Annotated in this window: 16 protein-coding genes; 7 read left to right on the top strand and 9 right to left on the bottom strand. The window is 69.4% G+C overall.

The window, feature by feature from the left end; genetic code table 11:
- Positions 1–41: 41 nt before the first annotated feature.
- Positions 42–1,178, top strand: coding sequence for a recombinase RecA (gene recA, locus ACZ5WE_RS28565; RefSeq protein WP_467688514.1), 1,137 nt, complete (start codon positions 42–44; stop codon positions 1,176–1,178).
- A 3-nt stretch (positions 1,179–1,181) separates the two neighbouring features.
- Positions 1,182–1,931, top strand: a complete 750-nt coding sequence (gene recX / locus ACZ5WE_RS28560) for a recombination regulator RecX (protein ID WP_467688512.1) — start codon at positions 1,182–1,184, stop codon at positions 1,929–1,931.
- Positions 1,932–2,054: 123 nt separating this feature from the next.
- On the opposite strand, the gene ACZ5WE_RS28555 is transcribed toward recX, so the two are convergent.
- The 8 genes from ACZ5WE_RS28555 to ACZ5WE_RS28520 all read right to left on the bottom strand — a co-directional run bounded on the left by ACZ5WE_RS28555 (position 2,055) and on the right by ACZ5WE_RS28520 (position 8,585).
- The gene (locus tag ACZ5WE_RS28555; RefSeq protein WP_467688511.1) at positions 2,055–2,543 is read right to left on the bottom strand and encodes a rhodanese-like domain-containing protein; all 489 of its coding nucleotides are present in this window, start codon (positions 2,541–2,543) and stop codon (positions 2,055–2,057) included.
- Positions 2,540–3,076, bottom strand: a complete 537-nt coding sequence (locus ACZ5WE_RS28550; RefSeq protein WP_467688509.1) for a cupin domain-containing protein — start codon at positions 3,074–3,076, stop codon at positions 2,540–2,542. The genes ACZ5WE_RS28555 and ACZ5WE_RS28550 overlap by 4 nt, the downstream gene beginning before the upstream one ends.
- Positions 3,077–3,148: 72 nt before the next feature.
- Positions 3,149–3,220 carry a putative leader peptide gene (locus tag ACZ5WE_RS28545; RefSeq protein ID WP_309544753.1) on the bottom strand — a complete coding sequence of 24 codons (72 nt, stop codon included), beginning with the start codon at positions 3,218–3,220 and terminating at the stop codon, positions 3,149–3,151.
- A 58-nt stretch (positions 3,221–3,278) separates the two neighbouring features.
- On the bottom strand, positions 3,279–4,922 hold the full coding sequence (locus ACZ5WE_RS28540) for an FAD-dependent monooxygenase (protein WP_467688507.1): 1,644 nt from the start codon (positions 4,920–4,922) through the stop codon (positions 3,279–3,281).
- Positions 4,923–5,213: 291 nt separating this feature from the next.
- Entirely contained in the window at positions 5,214–6,137 is a 924-nt protein-coding gene (locus ACZ5WE_RS28535; protein WP_467688506.1) for an amino acid ABC transporter permease, read from the bottom strand.
- Positions 6,134–6,802 (bottom strand): amino acid ABC transporter permease, encoded by a 669-nt coding sequence (locus ACZ5WE_RS28530; protein ID WP_467688504.1) that lies wholly within the window; start codon positions 6,800–6,802, stop codon positions 6,134–6,136. The genes ACZ5WE_RS28535 and ACZ5WE_RS28530 overlap by 4 nt, the downstream gene beginning before the upstream one ends.
- 113 nt (positions 6,803–6,915) lie before the next feature.
- Positions 6,916–7,749, bottom strand: coding sequence for a glutamate ABC transporter substrate-binding protein (locus ACZ5WE_RS28525; protein WP_467688502.1), 834 nt, complete (start codon positions 7,747–7,749; stop codon positions 6,916–6,918).
- 56 nt (positions 7,750–7,805) lie between these two features.
- The gene (locus ACZ5WE_RS28520; protein ID WP_160507590.1) at positions 7,806–8,585 is read right to left on the bottom strand and encodes an amino acid ABC transporter ATP-binding protein; all 780 of its coding nucleotides are present in this window, start codon (positions 8,583–8,585) and stop codon (positions 7,806–7,808) included.
- 288 nt (positions 8,586–8,873) lie between these two features.
- On the opposite strand from ACZ5WE_RS28520, the gene ACZ5WE_RS28515 reads away from it, so the two are divergent.
- Both ACZ5WE_RS28515 and ACZ5WE_RS28510 read left to right on the top strand, forming a co-directional pair.
- Entirely contained in the window at positions 8,874–9,563 is a 690-nt protein-coding gene (locus ACZ5WE_RS28515) for a response regulator transcription factor (RefSeq protein ID WP_467688501.1), read from the top strand.
- 16 nt (positions 9,564–9,579) lie between these two features.
- Positions 9,580–10,995, top strand: a complete 1,416-nt coding sequence (locus tag ACZ5WE_RS28510; RefSeq protein WP_467688499.1) for a sensor histidine kinase — start codon at positions 9,580–9,582, stop codon at positions 10,993–10,995.
- A gap of 21 nt (positions 10,996–11,016) precedes the next feature.
- On the opposite strand, the gene ACZ5WE_RS28505 is transcribed toward ACZ5WE_RS28510, so the two are convergent.
- The gene (locus ACZ5WE_RS28505) at positions 11,017–12,012 is read right to left on the bottom strand and encodes a TAXI family TRAP transporter solute-binding subunit (protein WP_467688498.1); all 996 of its coding nucleotides are present in this window, start codon (positions 12,010–12,012) and stop codon (positions 11,017–11,019) included.
- An 86-nt stretch (positions 12,013–12,098) separates the two neighbouring features.
- Between ACZ5WE_RS28505 and miaB the strand changes: the two genes are divergently transcribed.
- From miaB to ACZ5WE_RS28490, 3 genes are read left to right on the top strand one after another with little or no spacing between them, the layout of a single operon-like run.
- The gene (gene miaB / locus ACZ5WE_RS28500) at positions 12,099–13,619 is read left to right on the top strand and encodes a tRNA (N6-isopentenyl adenosine(37)-C2)-methylthiotransferase MiaB (RefSeq protein WP_467688496.1); all 1,521 of its coding nucleotides are present in this window, start codon (positions 12,099–12,101) and stop codon (positions 13,617–13,619) included.
- 51 nt (positions 13,620–13,670) lie between these two features.
- Positions 13,671–13,955 carry a hypothetical protein gene (locus ACZ5WE_RS28495; RefSeq protein WP_160507594.1) on the top strand — a complete coding sequence of 95 codons (285 nt, stop codon included), beginning with the start codon at positions 13,671–13,673 and terminating at the stop codon, positions 13,953–13,955.
- Between the two features lie 39 nt (positions 13,956–13,994).
- Positions 13,995–14,753 carry a class III extradiol dioxygenase subunit B-like domain-containing protein gene (locus tag ACZ5WE_RS28490; RefSeq protein ID WP_467688494.1) on the top strand — a complete coding sequence of 253 codons (759 nt, stop codon included), beginning with the start codon at positions 13,995–13,997 and terminating at the stop codon, positions 14,751–14,753.
- Positions 14,754–14,802: the final 49 nt, after the last annotated feature.

Below are 14,802 nucleotides of genomic sequence, written 5' to 3'. Positions count from 1 at the left end.
TTGACGTGAAGCGATCGACACAAGCAAATCGGGTGGAACCCATGGCAGGAACCGACCGCGAGAAGGCGCTCGAAGCCGCGCTCGCGCAGATTGAACGGCAATTCGGCAAGGGCGCAGTGATGCGCATGGGCGAGCGGCCGAACGACCCCATCGAGGTCATCCCCACCGGGTCGACCGCGCTCGACGTCGCGCTCGGCGTCGGAGGCATCCCGCGCGGCCGTGTGGTGGAGGTGTACGGACCGGAGTCCTCCGGTAAGACGACGCTGACGCTGCACGCCGTGGCGAACGCACAGCGCGCGGGCGGCGCCGTCGCCTTCGTGGACGCCGAGCACGCACTCGACCCCGAGTACGCGAAGAAGCTGGGCGTCGACATCGACAACCTGATCCTGTCCCAGCCGGACAACGGCGAGCAGGCTCTGGAGATCGTCGACATGCTGGTCCGCTCCGGCGCGCTCGACCTGATCGTCATCGACTCCGTCGCGGCCCTGGTGCCGCGTGCGGAGATCGAGGGTGAGATGGGCGACTCGCACGTGGGTCTGCAGGCCCGCCTGATGAGCCAGGCGCTCCGGAAGATCACCAGTGCGCTCAACCAGTCCAAGACCACCGCGATCTTCATCAACCAGCTCCGCGAGAAGATCGGCGTGATGTTCGGCTCGCCGGAGACCACGACCGGTGGCCGCGCGCTGAAGTTCTACGCCTCGGTGCGGCTCGACATCCGCCGGATCGAGACCCTGAAGGACGGCACGGACGCGGTCGGCAACCGCACCCGCGTCAAGGTCGTCAAGAACAAGGTCGCGCCGCCCTTCAAGCAGGCCGAGTTCGACATCCTCTACGGCCAGGGCATCAGCCGCGAGGGCGGCCTGATCGACATGGGCGTGGACAACGGCTTCGTCCGCAAGGCAGGCGCCTGGTACACGTACGAGGGCGACCAGCTCGGCCAGGGCAAGGAGAACGCCCGCAACTTCCTGAAGGACAACCCCGATCTCGCCAACGAGATCGAGAGGAAGATCAAGGAGAAGCTGGGCGTCGGCGTGAAGCCGCAGGCCGACGAGCCGACCGCCGAACCGGGCAAGGACGCGGCGGGTGCGGCGGGTGCGGCAGCCGAGGACGCCGCCAAGACGGTGCCCGCGCCGGCGACCAAGGCCACCAAGCCCAAGGCCGCCGCGGCCAAGAGCTGATCCATGACGCGGCGCACGGACTGGGCGGACCAGATCACTTCCGAGCACCACACCGACCCCGCGAGCCGAGGCCTCGCGGACGGTGCGGATCAGGGCGGCGCCGACCAGGAGGGCGAGAGCGCCGGCTTCCGCGGGGGCGGCGGCCGGAGAGGGCGCCGACGGCGTGGCGGCTTCGGTGAAGGCCGGGGTGGCGGTGCACAGGACAGCGGCCCCCCTTCCTCGTCGAGGGCCGAGAAGGGGGAGCCGCCGACGGGGGATCCGGGTGAGCGGGCGCGGGCGATCTGTCTGCGGCTGCTCACCGGGACTCCGCGCACGCGCAAACAGCTGGCGGACGCGCTGCGCAAACGGGACATCCCGGAAGACGTGGCGGAGGAAGTGCTGACCCGCTTCGAAGAGGTCGGCCTGATCAACGACGGCGCCTTCGCGGGTGCGTGGGTGGAGTCCCGGCACCACGGCCGGGGCCTGGCCCGACGGGCGCTCGCGCAGGAGCTGCGTACGAAAGGCGTGGACGCCACGCTGATCGAGGAGGCCGTCGGACAGCTCGACTCGGAGCAGGAGGAGGCGACCGCACGCGAGCTCGTCGCCCGCAAGCTCCGGGCGACGCGGGGCCTCGCCCGAGACAAGCGGCTGCGTCGTCTCGCGGGCATGCTCGCCCGCAAGGGCTACTCGGAAGGCCTGGCGCTCCGGATCGTCCGGCAGGCCATCGAGGAAGAGGGCGAGGACGCGGGGGACTTGGGGTACGACGGGGACTGAACCGGCCAGGGCCCTCGCGGGGGTGGGGCCCAGGTCAGGGCCGGGCAGCGCGGTGCGAACCGCGGCCCGGCCCCTTCGCGTGTCCCGTCATGGTGGCGAAGGTCCGGCGGCGAGTGAGCCTGATCAACCCGAGTTGGGAAGCCCGGCGCCGGCGGGAAGCCCGGCGGTTACAGGGAGGCCGGAGGTGACAGGGAGGCCGACGGCCTTCCACGCCTGGAACCCGCCGATGAGGTCGGTCGCGTGCCGCATCCCCAACTGCCGCAAGGAGACGGCGGCGAGACTCGACGCGTAGCCCTCGTTGCAGATCACGACGACCCGCAGGTCGTGGCTCACGGCCTCCACGGCACGGTGGCTTCCCTGCGGGTCCAGGCGCCACTCCAGTTCGTTGCGCTCGACGACGAGAGCCCCGGGAATCAGGCCGTCGCGCTCGCGCAAGGCGGCGTACCGGATGTCGACCAGGAGGCCCCCCGCGGCCGCGATGTCACGCGCCTCCTCCGGAGTGACCCGATCGAGGTCGAGCCGCACACGCTCCAGCAACTCGTCGATGCCGACGGGAGGTTCGTCCTTGGGGCGGGCGTCAGTGTGGCGTACACCTTCGGAATGCTCACTCACTGCCAGTCCTCCGGGCGCTCCACGGACTCCAGGCGCAGGACCGCGCCCGTACGGCTGTAGCGGCGGATGCGCGGGAGCGGGGGGTAGTAGGCGTGCACGGAGACGGCGTGCTCGCTCGTGGACTCGTTCAGCACTTCATGCACGTGGTTCTGGCCGAACGCCCTGCCCTTGCCGGCCGTCAACTTCCGCTCGCGGTCGACCCCTTCGGACAGCTCTAGGGTCTTCCAGCCGTCGGTGGGCAGCCGGGCGGCGAGCGAGTTCTCCTTGAGCGTGCCGGCAGCGGTGAGGAAGGCACCGACCGATTCCGCGTGGTCGTGCCAGCCGGTGCCGGTGCCCGGCGGCCAGCCGATCAGCCAGGCCTCGCTGCCACCGGGCCCTTCGAGGCGCACCCAGGTGCGGCCCTCGGGGTCGAGCGGCAGTGAGGCGATGAGCTCGGGATCGGCGGCGCTACGGCGTACGAAATCGAGGAGCTCGGCGGCGGTGGGCGCGTGCGCCGTCGTGGAGGCGGGCGCGGTGAAGACAGAGGCAGACACGAGGACCGTCCTGGAGGTTCGCGGAAGCGCGCGCCACAAGGAGGGCAACGCGCAAGGGAGAAGAGGGCGAATTCAGCAGGACGGACGACACACGCAGCCCGCATAGCGGACGAGGTCCATATGGACCCTCCGCCACAGGCGCACATCGGTGTCGGTCACGTTTCGGAGTAGACCATGACGCTGCGTGCCGGTCAACTCCTTCTCACTGTGTGGTCGGACGGCCCACCGCGGCCGTGTCCTCCGCCTTTTCCGTGGTCTCCGCGCTGTCCGTACGCCGCTTCGAAACCGCCCCGCCGAGGGCCGCCTCGGCCGCCGTATACAACTCGGCGGGCCGCACGCCGCCGAGCGCGGTGACCAAGTGACCGTCGGGGCGGATGAGCAGCACCGAGTGGGCGGGGGCTCCTGGGTAACTCTCCGCGACGAGGAGTTCCGCAGGGTGCGGCAGCGCCGTGACGGCGGCGGCGAGCCGGGGCATGATCCCGGCCGTCACCCAGTGCCGCCGCTCCCACACCACCGTGCCGGGCGCGACGAGGACGACGAGCAGATGACCCACTCCGAGCCGATCGCGCAACTGCACCAAGGACCCGTCGGGCGCCGTCACCGGTACATCGGCCACGGGCGCCCCCGGCTCCGTGCCCACCGCCACCTCGGACTCGGAAAGCGGGGGCGCCAGCGGTGATTCCGCGTACGACGCGGGTGCGCCGAGGGGCCCGCGCCCCACATGGCCATCGGCGAGGAGCGTGTCGTGGCCGCGCGCCGACCCCGGCACATAGGAGCGCAGCCCTTTGCCGCCCCGCAGTATCGGCAGCGACTGGTCGGCGGCGCGCAGGCGAGCGGCGACACTGGCCCGCCGCTCGGTCTGGTAGCTGTCGAGGAGAGCGTCCCGCGCGCCGTGGTGCCAGGCGAGCGCCAGCTTCCAGGCGAGATTGTCCGCGTCCCGCAGTCCTTCGTCGAGCCCTTGCGTACCGAGCGCGCCGAGCAGATGCGCGGCGTCGCCCGCGAGGAAGGCGCGGCCGACCCGCCACCGGCGGGCCAGACGGTGGTGGACGGTGTGCACGCCCGTGTCGAGCAGTTCATACGGCGGTGTGGCGCCGTCGCACCAGCCCGCGAGGGTCTCGCGGATGCGCACCACGAGGGCATCGGGTGTCACGAGCTCGCCGCGCGGCGGCAGCAGCCAGTCGAGCCGCCACACCCCGCCGGCGAGCGGACGGCCCGTCACCTCGGCGCCTCCGTGGCGCCACGGAGGCATCCGATGCAACAACGCTTCGCCGGGTCCCGGAAGTTCCGTGCGCAGCGCGGCCACGGCGTGTCGCTCGACGGCCGTACGGCCCGGGAAGCGGACGTCGAGGAGCTTGCGCACAGTCGAGCGCGGCCCGTCGCACCCCACCAGATAACTGCCGCGCCACCAGGCGTCCTTGGGGCCGCGCGTGTGGGCGGTCAGCCCGCCCGGGTCCTGTTCGAGGGTGTCGAGCTTGCTCTCCGCCGCGATCTTGACCAGACGCTCCTCGGCGATGGCCGCCCGCAGGGCACCGGTCAGCACATGCTGGGGCACATGCAGCGGGGCAGGCGCCTCATCACTGAACGTGAACTCCCGCATCAGCTGCTTGCGCCGCAGGGAACGCCAGCCGCCCCACCGCGCGCCCGACTCCTGATCACCGAACGAGTGACCGGCGAGCCGTTCCATGAGTGCCGCGATGTCATCCCGCAGGACGACCGTCCGCGCGGGCCTCTGCTCGTCCTTGCCGGGCCCTTCGTCGAGTACGACGGTGGGGACGGAGTGACGCGCGAGAGCCAGGGCGAGCGTGAGCCCCACGGGACCCGCGCCGACGACGATCACCGGGTCCACGGGGCGCACCCTCCCGCCGCAAGGGCCCGGGAGCGCTGGACATACGTACAGGAACTGGCAGTTGGAGCCCGGTGCACGATCACAGAACGTATGCAACCCACCGCTGCTGCCTGCGTCAAGTTGCCGCCCGACTGCTGTGGCGCTTGGGCGAACGTGTGATGGGGCGGTCGACAGACAAGACTGGGAGTGGTCGGTATGTGACAAGGGCTGCCGCCCCCTATGCAAGAGGGGGGCAGCGGCGCAAAGCCGCTGCCCCCTCCTTTTGCCCTGCCGCTGAGTCGATGGCCGCTGCTAGCCGCCGCCGCCCCCGGTGTTTTCACCGTGGTCCATACGGATCGTCTTGGGGCCGATCGTTTCCAGGTTCTCGAGCGCTTCGGGGCCCACCACGGCACCCGTGCTCTTCTTGGACCGTCGCATACGGCGCTCCAGCCACGACGCCAGACTGGTGAGAATCAGGTTCAGCACGATGTAGATCACCGCGACCACGATGAAGCTGGGGATGACGCTCGCGTAGAACGACGCCGCCGTCTTCCGGGCGTTGAGCAGCTCGGTGAAGCTGAGCATCGCGCCGCCGAGCGCGGTGTCCTTGACGATCACGACGAGCTGGCTGACGAGGGCCGGGAGCATCGCGGTCACGGACTGCGGAAGCAGCACGCTCGTCATCGTCTGGCCCTTGCGCAGGCCGATCGCCTTGGCCGCTTCCGTCTGGCCCTTGGGCAGCGACAGAATGCCCGCTCGCACGATCTCGGCGAGTACCGAGGCGTTGTAGAGCACCAGGCCGGTGACGACTGCGTACATCGGGCGCGCGTCGACGCTGATGTCGGTGGACGCCGAGTAGAACTGGTTGGCGAAGACCATCAGGATCAGCACCGGGATCGCCCGGAAGAACTCGACGACCACGGCGGCGGGAACCCTGACCCACCGGTGGTCGGAGAGCCGTGCGATACCGAAGAGCGCCCCCAGCGGAAGGGCGATCACCATGGCGAGGCCCGCGGCCTTCAGCGTGTTCGCGAGTCCTGGCAGCAGATACGTGGTCCATGACTCGGAGTCGGCGAGCCAGGGCTCCCACTTGGCCCACTCCAGCTGCCCCTTGTCGGACATGGCGCTCCAGGCCCACCAGAGTCCCAGGAGCAGGAGCGCGAGAAAGAGCAGGGAGAGAAGGACGTTGCGTCGTCTGGCGCGGGGCCCAGGAGCGTCGTAGAGGACGGAGGTCATCGCTTCACCGCCAGGCGCTTGCCGAGCCACCCGAGTATCAGGCCCGTCGGCAGGGTCAGCACCACGAATCCGAAGGCGAATATCGCGGTGATGAGGAACAACTGCGCCTCATTTTCGATCATTTCCTTCATCAGCAGAGCCGCTTCCGCCACACCGATGGCCGCTGCGACCGTGGTGTTCTTGGTCAGGGCGATCAATACGTTGGTAAGAGGGCCGATCACGGATCGGAAGGCCTGCGGCAGCACGATGAGACCGAGGACCTGACTGAAGCTCAGCCCGAGGGCACGTGCGGCTTCCGCCTGGCCCACCGGCACCGTGTTGATGCCGGACCGCACTGCCTCGCACACGAACGCCGCCGTATAGGCGCCGAGGCCGAGCACCGCGAGACGGAAGCCCAGCGTGTCGAAGTCGTTGCCCGCACCCAGAGTGATGCCGAAGACATCGGCGAGCCCGAGCGAGCTGAACACGATGATGACGGTCAGCGGGATGTTCCGCACGATGTTGACGTAGGCGGTACCGAACCAACGCATGACCGGAACCGGGCTGACGCGCATGGCGGCCAGCAGAGTGCCCCAGACCAGGGAACCGATGCCTGCGAAGACGGTGAGCTTCACCGTCATCCAAAAGGCATCGAGCAAGTCGTAGTCTTCAAGAAAGTCGAACACGATCTCCCGCGCTCTCGCATGTGGTGATGGCGAGGTACGCCGCCGCGTCCGAGCGGCGGCGTACCGGCGTGTGCCCTGTCAGTGGAGCGGCTTCAGGAGCTGCTCCCACGAGGTCACTTGACGATGTCGCCGATCTTCGGGGCGGGCTCGTTCTTGTAGTTGGCAGGGCCGAAGTTCTTCTTGACGGCCTTGTCCCAGGACTTGTCCGAAACCATCTTCTCGAGGGCCTTGTTGATCTGGTCCTCGAGCTTGGAGTCGCCCTTCTTGATGCCGATGCCGTAGTTCTCGTTGGTGAGCTTCAGGCCGGCGAGCTTGTACTTGCCCTTGTACTGCTCCTGCGCCGCGTAGCCGGCGAGGATCGAGTCGTCCGTGGTCAGCGCGTCGACGGCGCCGCTGCCCAGTCCGTCGATGCACTCGGAGTAGGTGCCGTACTCGCGCAGCTGGGCCTTCGGCGCGATTTCCTTCTTGACGTTCTGCGCGGAGGTGGAGCCGGTCACGGAGCAGAGCTTCTTGCCGTTGAGGTCCGTGCCCTTGGTGATCTTGTCATCCGACCGGACCAGCAGGTCCTGGTGAGCGAGAAGGTACGGTCCCGCGAAGTCGACCTTCTCCTTGCGCTCGTCGTTGATCGAGTACGACGCCGCGATGAACTTCACGTCACCACGCTGCAGGGCGGTCTCGCGGTCCGCGCTGGGAGTTTCCTTCCACTCGATGTCCCCGGCCTCGTAGCCGAGCTCCTTGGCGACGTAGGTCGCGACATCGACGTCGAAGCCGGTGTAGCCGTCCGGCGTCTTCAGGCCGATACCCGGCTGGTCGAACTTGATGCCGATGGTGATCTTCTTGCCCCCACCGGAACCCTTGTCGTCCTTGTCGTCCGAACCGCAGGCGGTGGCGGTGACGGAGAGCGCCAGTACGGCAGCGGCAGCCGCGGTGACCTTGCGAGCCTTCATGGTGAACATCCTTTGTGTCGGCAGAAGAGAGTTGAGACGCAGGAGAGCGTCATGCGTCAGTGGTGAAGGATCTTCGACAGGAAGTCCTTGGCCCGGTCGCTGCGCGGGTTGCTGAAGAACTGGTCCGGTACGGCCTCTTCGACGATCCGGCCGTCCGCCATGAAGACGACGCGGTTGGCCGCGGAGCGTGCGAAGCCCATCTCGTGGGTGACCACGACCATGGTCATGCCGTCGCGCGCGAGCTGCTGCATGACCTCCAGGACCTCGTTGATCATCTCCGGGTCGAGCGCCGACGTGGGCTCGTCGAAGAGCATCACCTTGGGGTCCATGGCCAACGCGCGGGCGATCGCGACGCGTTGCTGCTGGCCACCGGAGAGCTGCGCGGGGTACTTGTCGGCCTGCGAGGCGACGCCTACGCGGTCCAGCAGACCGCGCGCCTTCGTCTCAGCCTCCGCCTTGGACGTCTTGCGCACCTTGATCTGGCCCAGCATCACGTTCTCGAGCACGGTCTTGTGCGCGAAAAGGTTGAAGGACTGGAAGACCATGCCCACGTCCGCACGGAGACGGGCGAGCTCCTTGCCCTCCTGGGGCAGCGGCTTGCCGTCGATCGAGATGTCTCCCGACTCGACCGTCTCCAGGCGGTTGATGGCGCGGCACAGTGTCGACTTGCCCGACCCGGAGGGGCCGATCACGACGACGACCTCACCGCGGGTGATGGTCAGGTCGATGTCCTGGAGGACGTGCAGAGCGCCGAAGTGCTTGTTGACGTTCTTCAGCACGACCAGGTCATCCGCCCCGGGCGGTATGGCGTCCTTGGTCACCGATACTTCGGTCACGGCTTGTTGCTCCATCCTCCTCGGTTGGGAGGACAGTAATAACCCGGTGCGACCAGCGTCATTACATCTGAGGGGAAATTGAGCATAACGATCCGGCCGCAACCGGACACACCGTGTGAACGGGGACGCCCGGGCGCGTACCGGCTCCATAACGGAACGTGCCCGTGACCCGAACCCTCTTGACGCGGTCCTTACTCATCGGAGTGGATGCCTTGGTGCCTGTGCACGCGCGCGTACCGGCCATCGGCGAGCGCGAACGGAACGACCGATGAACCGGAGGGGGCCCGTATGAGACTGCTCCTCGTCGAGGACGACGATCATGTGGCCGCCGCCCTGTCGGCGGTCCTGGCCAGGCACGGCTTCGACGTCGTGCACGCCCGCAATGGCGAGGAAGCGCTGCAGGCCCTGCTGCCCGGCGAGACGGCACCCTTCGGGGTCGTACTCCTAGATCTGGGACTGCCCGATCAGGACGGCTACGAAGTGTGCGGGAAGATCCGCAAGCGCGGGTCGACTCCTGTGATCATGGTGACGGCGCGTGCCGATGTGCGCTCGCGGATCCATGGCCTGAATCTCGGGGCCGATGACTACGTAGTGAAGCCGTACGACACCGGGGAGCTCATCGCCCGCATCCACGCGGTCATCCGGCGCCCCCCGTCCGGCGCCGCGGCCGGCCCGGCCGACAGTGAACTGCGCCTCGGTTCCGTACGCATCGAACTGCCCACCCGTCAGGTCAGTGTGGACGGTTCGACAGTTCAACTGACCCGCAAGGAGTTCGACCTGCTCGCGCTCCTCGCGCAGCGGCCGGGCGTGGTGTTCCGCCGGGAGCAGATCATCAGCGAGGTGTGGCGCACCAGCTGGGAGGGAACGGGACGCACCCTTGAGGTGCATGTCGCTTCCCTGCGCTCCAAGTTGCACATGCCGGCCCTGATCGAGACCGTACGGGGCGTGGGCTATCGGCTCGTCGCCCCGGCCGCGTAGCGAGTAGCGAGGTCAGGTGCGCTCTCGCCTCCTCCCGCTGCTCATCGTCCTCATGGCGGGTGTGCTGCTCGCGCTCGGCTTCCCGCTCGCGGTGAGCGTGGCGGCGGCGCAGCAGCAGAAGGTGGTCGTCGACCGGATCGACGACACGGCGCGGTTCGCGGCGCTCGCACAGTTCGTCACGAAACGTCCCACAGGATCGCGCCTGCGCGACAAGGACGAACGGCGCGAAACCCTCCAGACCGAACTCGACTACTACCACGAGGTCTACGGGATCAAGGCGGGCGTCTTCTTCCGGGACCGTGTGCCCATGGCTCACGCCCCCGGAGCCTGGTTCCTGCCTCCCAGGGGCGCCGAGGCGCGGGAGGCCTTCGAAGAGGCCCTCAGGTCCCGTGGAAGCCACGATCCGCGTCAGGTGTGGCCCTGGCAGCGCGGCCGGCTCGTCGTCGCATCGCCGGTGATCAGGGACGGGGACGTCGTCGCCGTCGTCGTCACCGACTCGCCCACGGGACGCATGCGTTCCAAGACGCTGCAAGGGTGGCTGCTCATAGGGGCCGGCGAGTCGGCGGCGATGCTCCTCGCCGTCGGCGCCGCACTGCGCCTCACCGGCTGGGTGCTGCGCCCGGTACGGGTCCTGGACGCGACCACGCACGACATCGCGACCGGGCGCCTGAAATCGCGGGTGGCCGCAGCGGGCGGACCGCCGGAACTGAGGCGCCTGGCCCGGTCGTTCAACGAGATGGCCGACAACGTCGAGGACGTACTGGAGCAGCAGCGGGCCTTCGTCGCCGACGCCTCTCACCAACTGCGCAACCCGCTCTCCGCCCTGCTGCTCCGCATCGAGCTGCTCGCCCTCGAACTGCCCGAGGGGAACGAGGAGATCGCCTCCGTGCGTACCGAAGGCAAACGCCTCGCCCAGGTACTCGACGACCTCCTGGGCCTCGCACTGGCCGAGCACGCCGCGGCCGATCTGCGGCTCACCGACATCGGCGAACTCGCGGCCGAACGCGTCGGCGCCTGGCGCCCGCTCGCCGAGGAGCGCGGGGTGCGCCTGACGGGCGTCTGTCCGGCGACCACCGGCTGGGCCGACCCGGTCGCCCTGTCCAGCGCCCTGGACGCGGTGATCGACAACGCCCTCAAGTTCACGCCCGAGGGCAAGGAGGTGGGGGTGGAGGTCTCCTGGAGCGGTGAACTGACGACCATAGTGATCACGGACGGCGGTCCCGGCCTCACGGAGGACGAACTCGCCCGCATCGGCGACCGCTTCTGGCGCAGCAACCGCCACCAGAACGTCAAGGGATCCGGCCTCGGCCTGTCCATCTCGCGCGCCCTGCTCACCGCGGGCGGCGGTTCCATCGCGTACGAGCGGCACGAGCCGCACGGACTGCGGGTGACCGTCCGCGTGCCACGCGGCGAGCCCGGGAGCCCGGTCTGACGGCTACGGCTTGACCGAGGGCTACGGCTTGACCGACTGGTAGTAGCGGCGCGCGCCCTCGTGCAGGGCGAGCGGGTCCGTGTAGAGCGCCGTCCGCAGGTCCACCAGCTGGGCCGCGTGCACCTTGCCGCCGATGTGGTCGCGGCTGTCGATCACCGTGCGGGTCAGCCCCTCGGTCAGCTTCGGGTCCGCCCGGTCCGTGGTGACCAGGAGGTTCGCCACGGCCAGGGTCGGCACGGCGTCGTTCTGCTGGGCGTCGGGATAGGCGTCGGCGGGCATCACCGCCGCCCGGTAGTAGCGGGAGGCTCCGCCCTGCTTGTGCAGGGCGTCCACGAGGGTGCCGAGCTCGACGAGGCGGATGTCGAACTCTTCGGAGAGCAGCCGCACTGTGGTGGTCGGCAGCCCGCCCGACCAGAAGAAGGCGTCGATGTCGCCCTTCTTCAGAAGATCGGGCGCCTTGTCGATGCCGGCGTCCACCGACGTGAGGTCCTTCTCGGGATCGAGGTCGGCGGCCTTGAGTACCCGGTCCGCTATCAGCCGAACGCCCGAGCGCGGCTGTCCCACGGCCACCTTCTTGCCCCGCAGGTCCTGCGCTTTGCTGATGTCCGACGAGCGCCGTACGACGAGCTGCACGTAGTCGTCGTACAGCCGCGCACAGCCCCGCAGCCGGCCCGCTCCCGCACGGTCCTCCAGGCGGTACTTCTCGACGGCGTCGGCGGCCGCGATCGTGAAATCGGCCTTCCCCGTGGCCACCCGCTCGACGTTCTGCTGGGAGCCCTCGCTGTTGAGCAGCTCCACGTCCACCTTGGGCATGTCATGGGAGACCGCGGTCCGCAGGAGCTTGCCGTATCGCTCGTACACCGCGTTCTTCACGCCTGTACTGAAGGTCATCCGGCCCCCCGGGGAGTCGTCGCCCGCCGGGACGAGCCACCACATCAAGAGCCCGAAGACCACAAGGGCGGCCGCGGCACCCTGGAGTGCGCGGCGCCGGCTGATGCGGGGGAGTGCCTGGAGCATGCGCGCGATCCTGCCAGGCCACTCGCCGTGATGGCCAGGGCCGAGCTCCCGGCAGGGACACTCCGGCGACCGCCTACCCTTGTCACATGAGCAGCGGCGACCGGGGACAGGCAGTGGGCGTTAAAGGAACGTACGAGGTGCGCACCTACGGGTGCCAGATGAACGTCCACGATTCGGAGCGCCTCTCCGGTCTCCTCGAGGGCGCCGGCTACGAACGCGCGCCCGAGGGCTCGGACGGCGACGCCGACGTGGTCGTCTTCAACACGTGTGCCGTCAGGGAGAACGCCGACAACCGCCTCTACGGGAACCTCGGCCGCCTGGCGCCGATGAAGACCAAGCGGCCCGGCATGCAGATCGCCGTCGGCGGCTGCCTGGCCCAGAAGGACCGCGACACCATCGTCAAGAAGGCCCCCTGGGTCGACGTCGTCTTCGGGACGCACAACATCGGCAAGCTGCCGGTGCTCCTGGAGCGTGCCCGCGTCCAGGAAGAGGCCCAGGTCGAGATCGCCGAGTCCCTCGAGGCGTTCCCCTCGACGCTGCCCACGCGCCGCGAGAGCGCGTACGCGGCATGGGTGTCCATCTCCGTGGGCTGCAACAACACCTGCACGTTCTGCATCGTGCCCGCCCTGCGCGGCAAGGAGAAGGACCGCAGGACCGGCGACATCCTCGCCGAGATCGAGGCGCTCGTCGCCGAGGGCGTCTCCGAGATCACCCTGCTCGGTCAGAACGTGAACGCCTACGGCTCGGACATCGGTGACCGCGAGGCCTTCAGCAAGCTCCTTCGGGCCTGCGGGAAGATCGAGGGCCTGGAGCGCGTGCGCTTCACGTCCCCGCACCCGCGCGACTTCACGGACGACGTGATCGCCGCCATGGCCGAGACCCCGAACGTGATGCCGCAGCTGCACATGCCGCTCCAGTCGGGCTCGGACCCGATCCTGAAGGCGATGCGCCGCTCGTACCGCCAGGACCGCTTCCTCGGCATCATCGAGAAGGTCCGCGCCGCCATGCCCGAGGCCGCGATCACCACCGACATCATCGTCGGCTTCCCCGGGGAGACCGAGGAGGACTTCGAGCAGACGATGCACGTGGTCCGCGAGGCCCGCTTCGCCAACGCCTTCACCTTCCAGTACTCCAAGCGCCCCGGTACGCCCGCGGCGACGATGGAGGGGCAGATCCCCAAGGAGGTCGTGCAGGAGCGCTACATGCGTCTGTCCGCCCTCCAGGAGGAGATCGCCTGGGACGAGAACAAGAAGCAGGTCGGCAGGACGCTCGACCTGATGGTGGCCGAGGGCGAGGGCCGCAAGGACGGCGCCACGCACCGCCTCTCCGGACGCGCCCCCGACAACCGCCTGGTCCACTTCACCAAGCCGGACACCGAGGTCCGCCCCGGTGACGTCGTGACGGTGGAGATCACGTACGCGGCCCCGCACCACCTGCTCGCCGAGGGTGCCGTCCTGAACGTGCGCCCCACGCGCGCGGGTGACGCCTGGGAGAAGCGCAACACCGAGGCTGCGGCCAAGCCCGCCGGCGTGATGCTCGGACTGCCGCAGGTGGGCGCCCCGGAGCCGCTTCCGGTGACCACTGGAAGCGGTTGCGCGGTCGACTGACCGGGGCGAGCGGCGGACGACGGGGGAGCGGCGGACACGGGGGATGGGCTGATGGCGCGCTGGGCGCTGATGATGGAGAACCCGCCGGGGCCGGGGGCATGGCATCTGTTCGAGCTGATGGCCACGGTGGACGGCACACATGAGGAAGCGGTCGAGCGGTTCGCGGAGTTCGTCCGCCTGTACCGCCCGAAGCACCCGCGCTATCCCGTACGGATGCGGCGTTACCGCACGGCCGACGGCTGGATGGTGATCGGCGACGGTTCTTCCGGGGGCTCGTTTCCGTACCGCTTCTCGATCTCCGAGCTGGAGTGGGACTCCGGCCCGATCTCCTACTAGCGCGCGCTCCCACTGGCGCGCGGCGTTACGCTGCGGATCATGCTTGTCGCCGCAGCCGTCTGCCCCTGCCCGCCCCTGCTGGTCCCCGAGGTGGCCGCGGGTGCTGCCCCCGAACTGGACGCCGCACGCGCCGCGTGCAAGGACGCCATCGGGGTGCTCGCCGCCTCGCGCGCCGACCGTCTCGTCGTGGTCGGCCCCGCCGCGCAGAACGGACGCGGCCCGCATCCGCAGGGCGCCCGCGGGTCCTTCCGCGGTTTCGGCGTGGACCTGGATGTGCGACTCGGACGCCCCGGCGGCGAGGGCGGCGGCGACGGTACGGCCGGCGCGGACGGCTCCCTCGCGGATGCGGCGGAGCGCGAACTTCCGCCCTCGCTGGCCGTCGCCGCCTGGCTGCTCGACCGTACGGAGTGGTCGGGGGCCCCGCTGGAAGGCCTCGGGGTGGGGGAACCTCTGGCGGCCGAGCGGTGTATTCAAGTCGGAGGGGAAATCGTGGCGCGGGCCGACCGGGTGGCCCTGCTGGTGATGGGCGACGCCAGCGCCTGCCGCACGCTGAAGGCGCCCGGTTATCTCGACGAGCGGGCGGCCGGCTTCGACGCGGAGGCGGCCCGTGCACTGGGGGCGGCGGACGTCGAGGCGCTCAAAGCACTGGACGAGAAGCTGGCGTACGAACTGAAGGCGGCGGGAAGGGCGCCGTGGCAGGTGCTCGCGGGCGCGGCCGAAGGAGCGGGCCTGAGCGGCGAGCTGCTCTACGAGGACGCTCCGTACGGCGTCGGGTACGTGGTGGCTGCCTGGTCGTAGCGCTCGAGCCCCCTGACTTGAGCGGACGAGCGGACCGAGCGGACCGACC

This window comes from Streptomyces sp. NPDC033180 (assembly GCF_055577645.1).
Note: the sequence above shows the minus strand (reverse complement) of the source record. Positions and strands in the feature narration are given on the sequence as shown.

Excerpts from the sequence above, each read along its gene's own strand:
- recA (WP_467688514.1), top strand. The coding sequence starts at position 42 with ATGGCAGGAACCGACCGCGAGAAGGCGCTCGAAGCCGCGCTCGCGCAG.
- recX (WP_467688512.1), top strand. The coding sequence starts at position 1,182 with ATGACGCGGCGCACGGACTGGGCGGACCAGATCACTTCCGAGCACCAC.
- ACZ5WE_RS28535 (WP_467688506.1), bottom strand. The coding sequence starts at position 6,137 with ATGACCTCCGTCCTCTACGACGCTCCTGGGCCCCGCGCCAGACGACGC.
- ACZ5WE_RS28525 (WP_467688502.1), bottom strand. The coding sequence starts at position 7,749 with ATGAAGGCTCGCAAGGTCACCGCGGCTGCCGCTGCCGTACTGGCGCTC.
- ACZ5WE_RS28515 (WP_467688501.1), top strand. The coding sequence starts at position 8,874 with ATGAGACTGCTCCTCGTCGAGGACGACGATCATGTGGCCGCCGCCCTG.
- ACZ5WE_RS28505 (WP_467688498.1), bottom strand. The coding sequence starts at position 12,012 with ATGCTCCAGGCACTCCCCCGCATCAGCCGGCGCCGCGCACTCCAGGGT.
- miaB (WP_467688496.1), top strand. The coding sequence starts at position 12,099 with ATGAGCAGCGGCGACCGGGGACAGGCAGTGGGCGTTAAAGGAACGTAC.
- ACZ5WE_RS28495 (WP_160507594.1), top strand. The coding sequence starts at position 13,671 with ATGGCGCGCTGGGCGCTGATGATGGAGAACCCGCCGGGGCCGGGGGCA.
- ACZ5WE_RS28490 (WP_467688494.1), top strand. The coding sequence starts at position 13,995 with ATGCTTGTCGCCGCAGCCGTCTGCCCCTGCCCGCCCCTGCTGGTCCCC.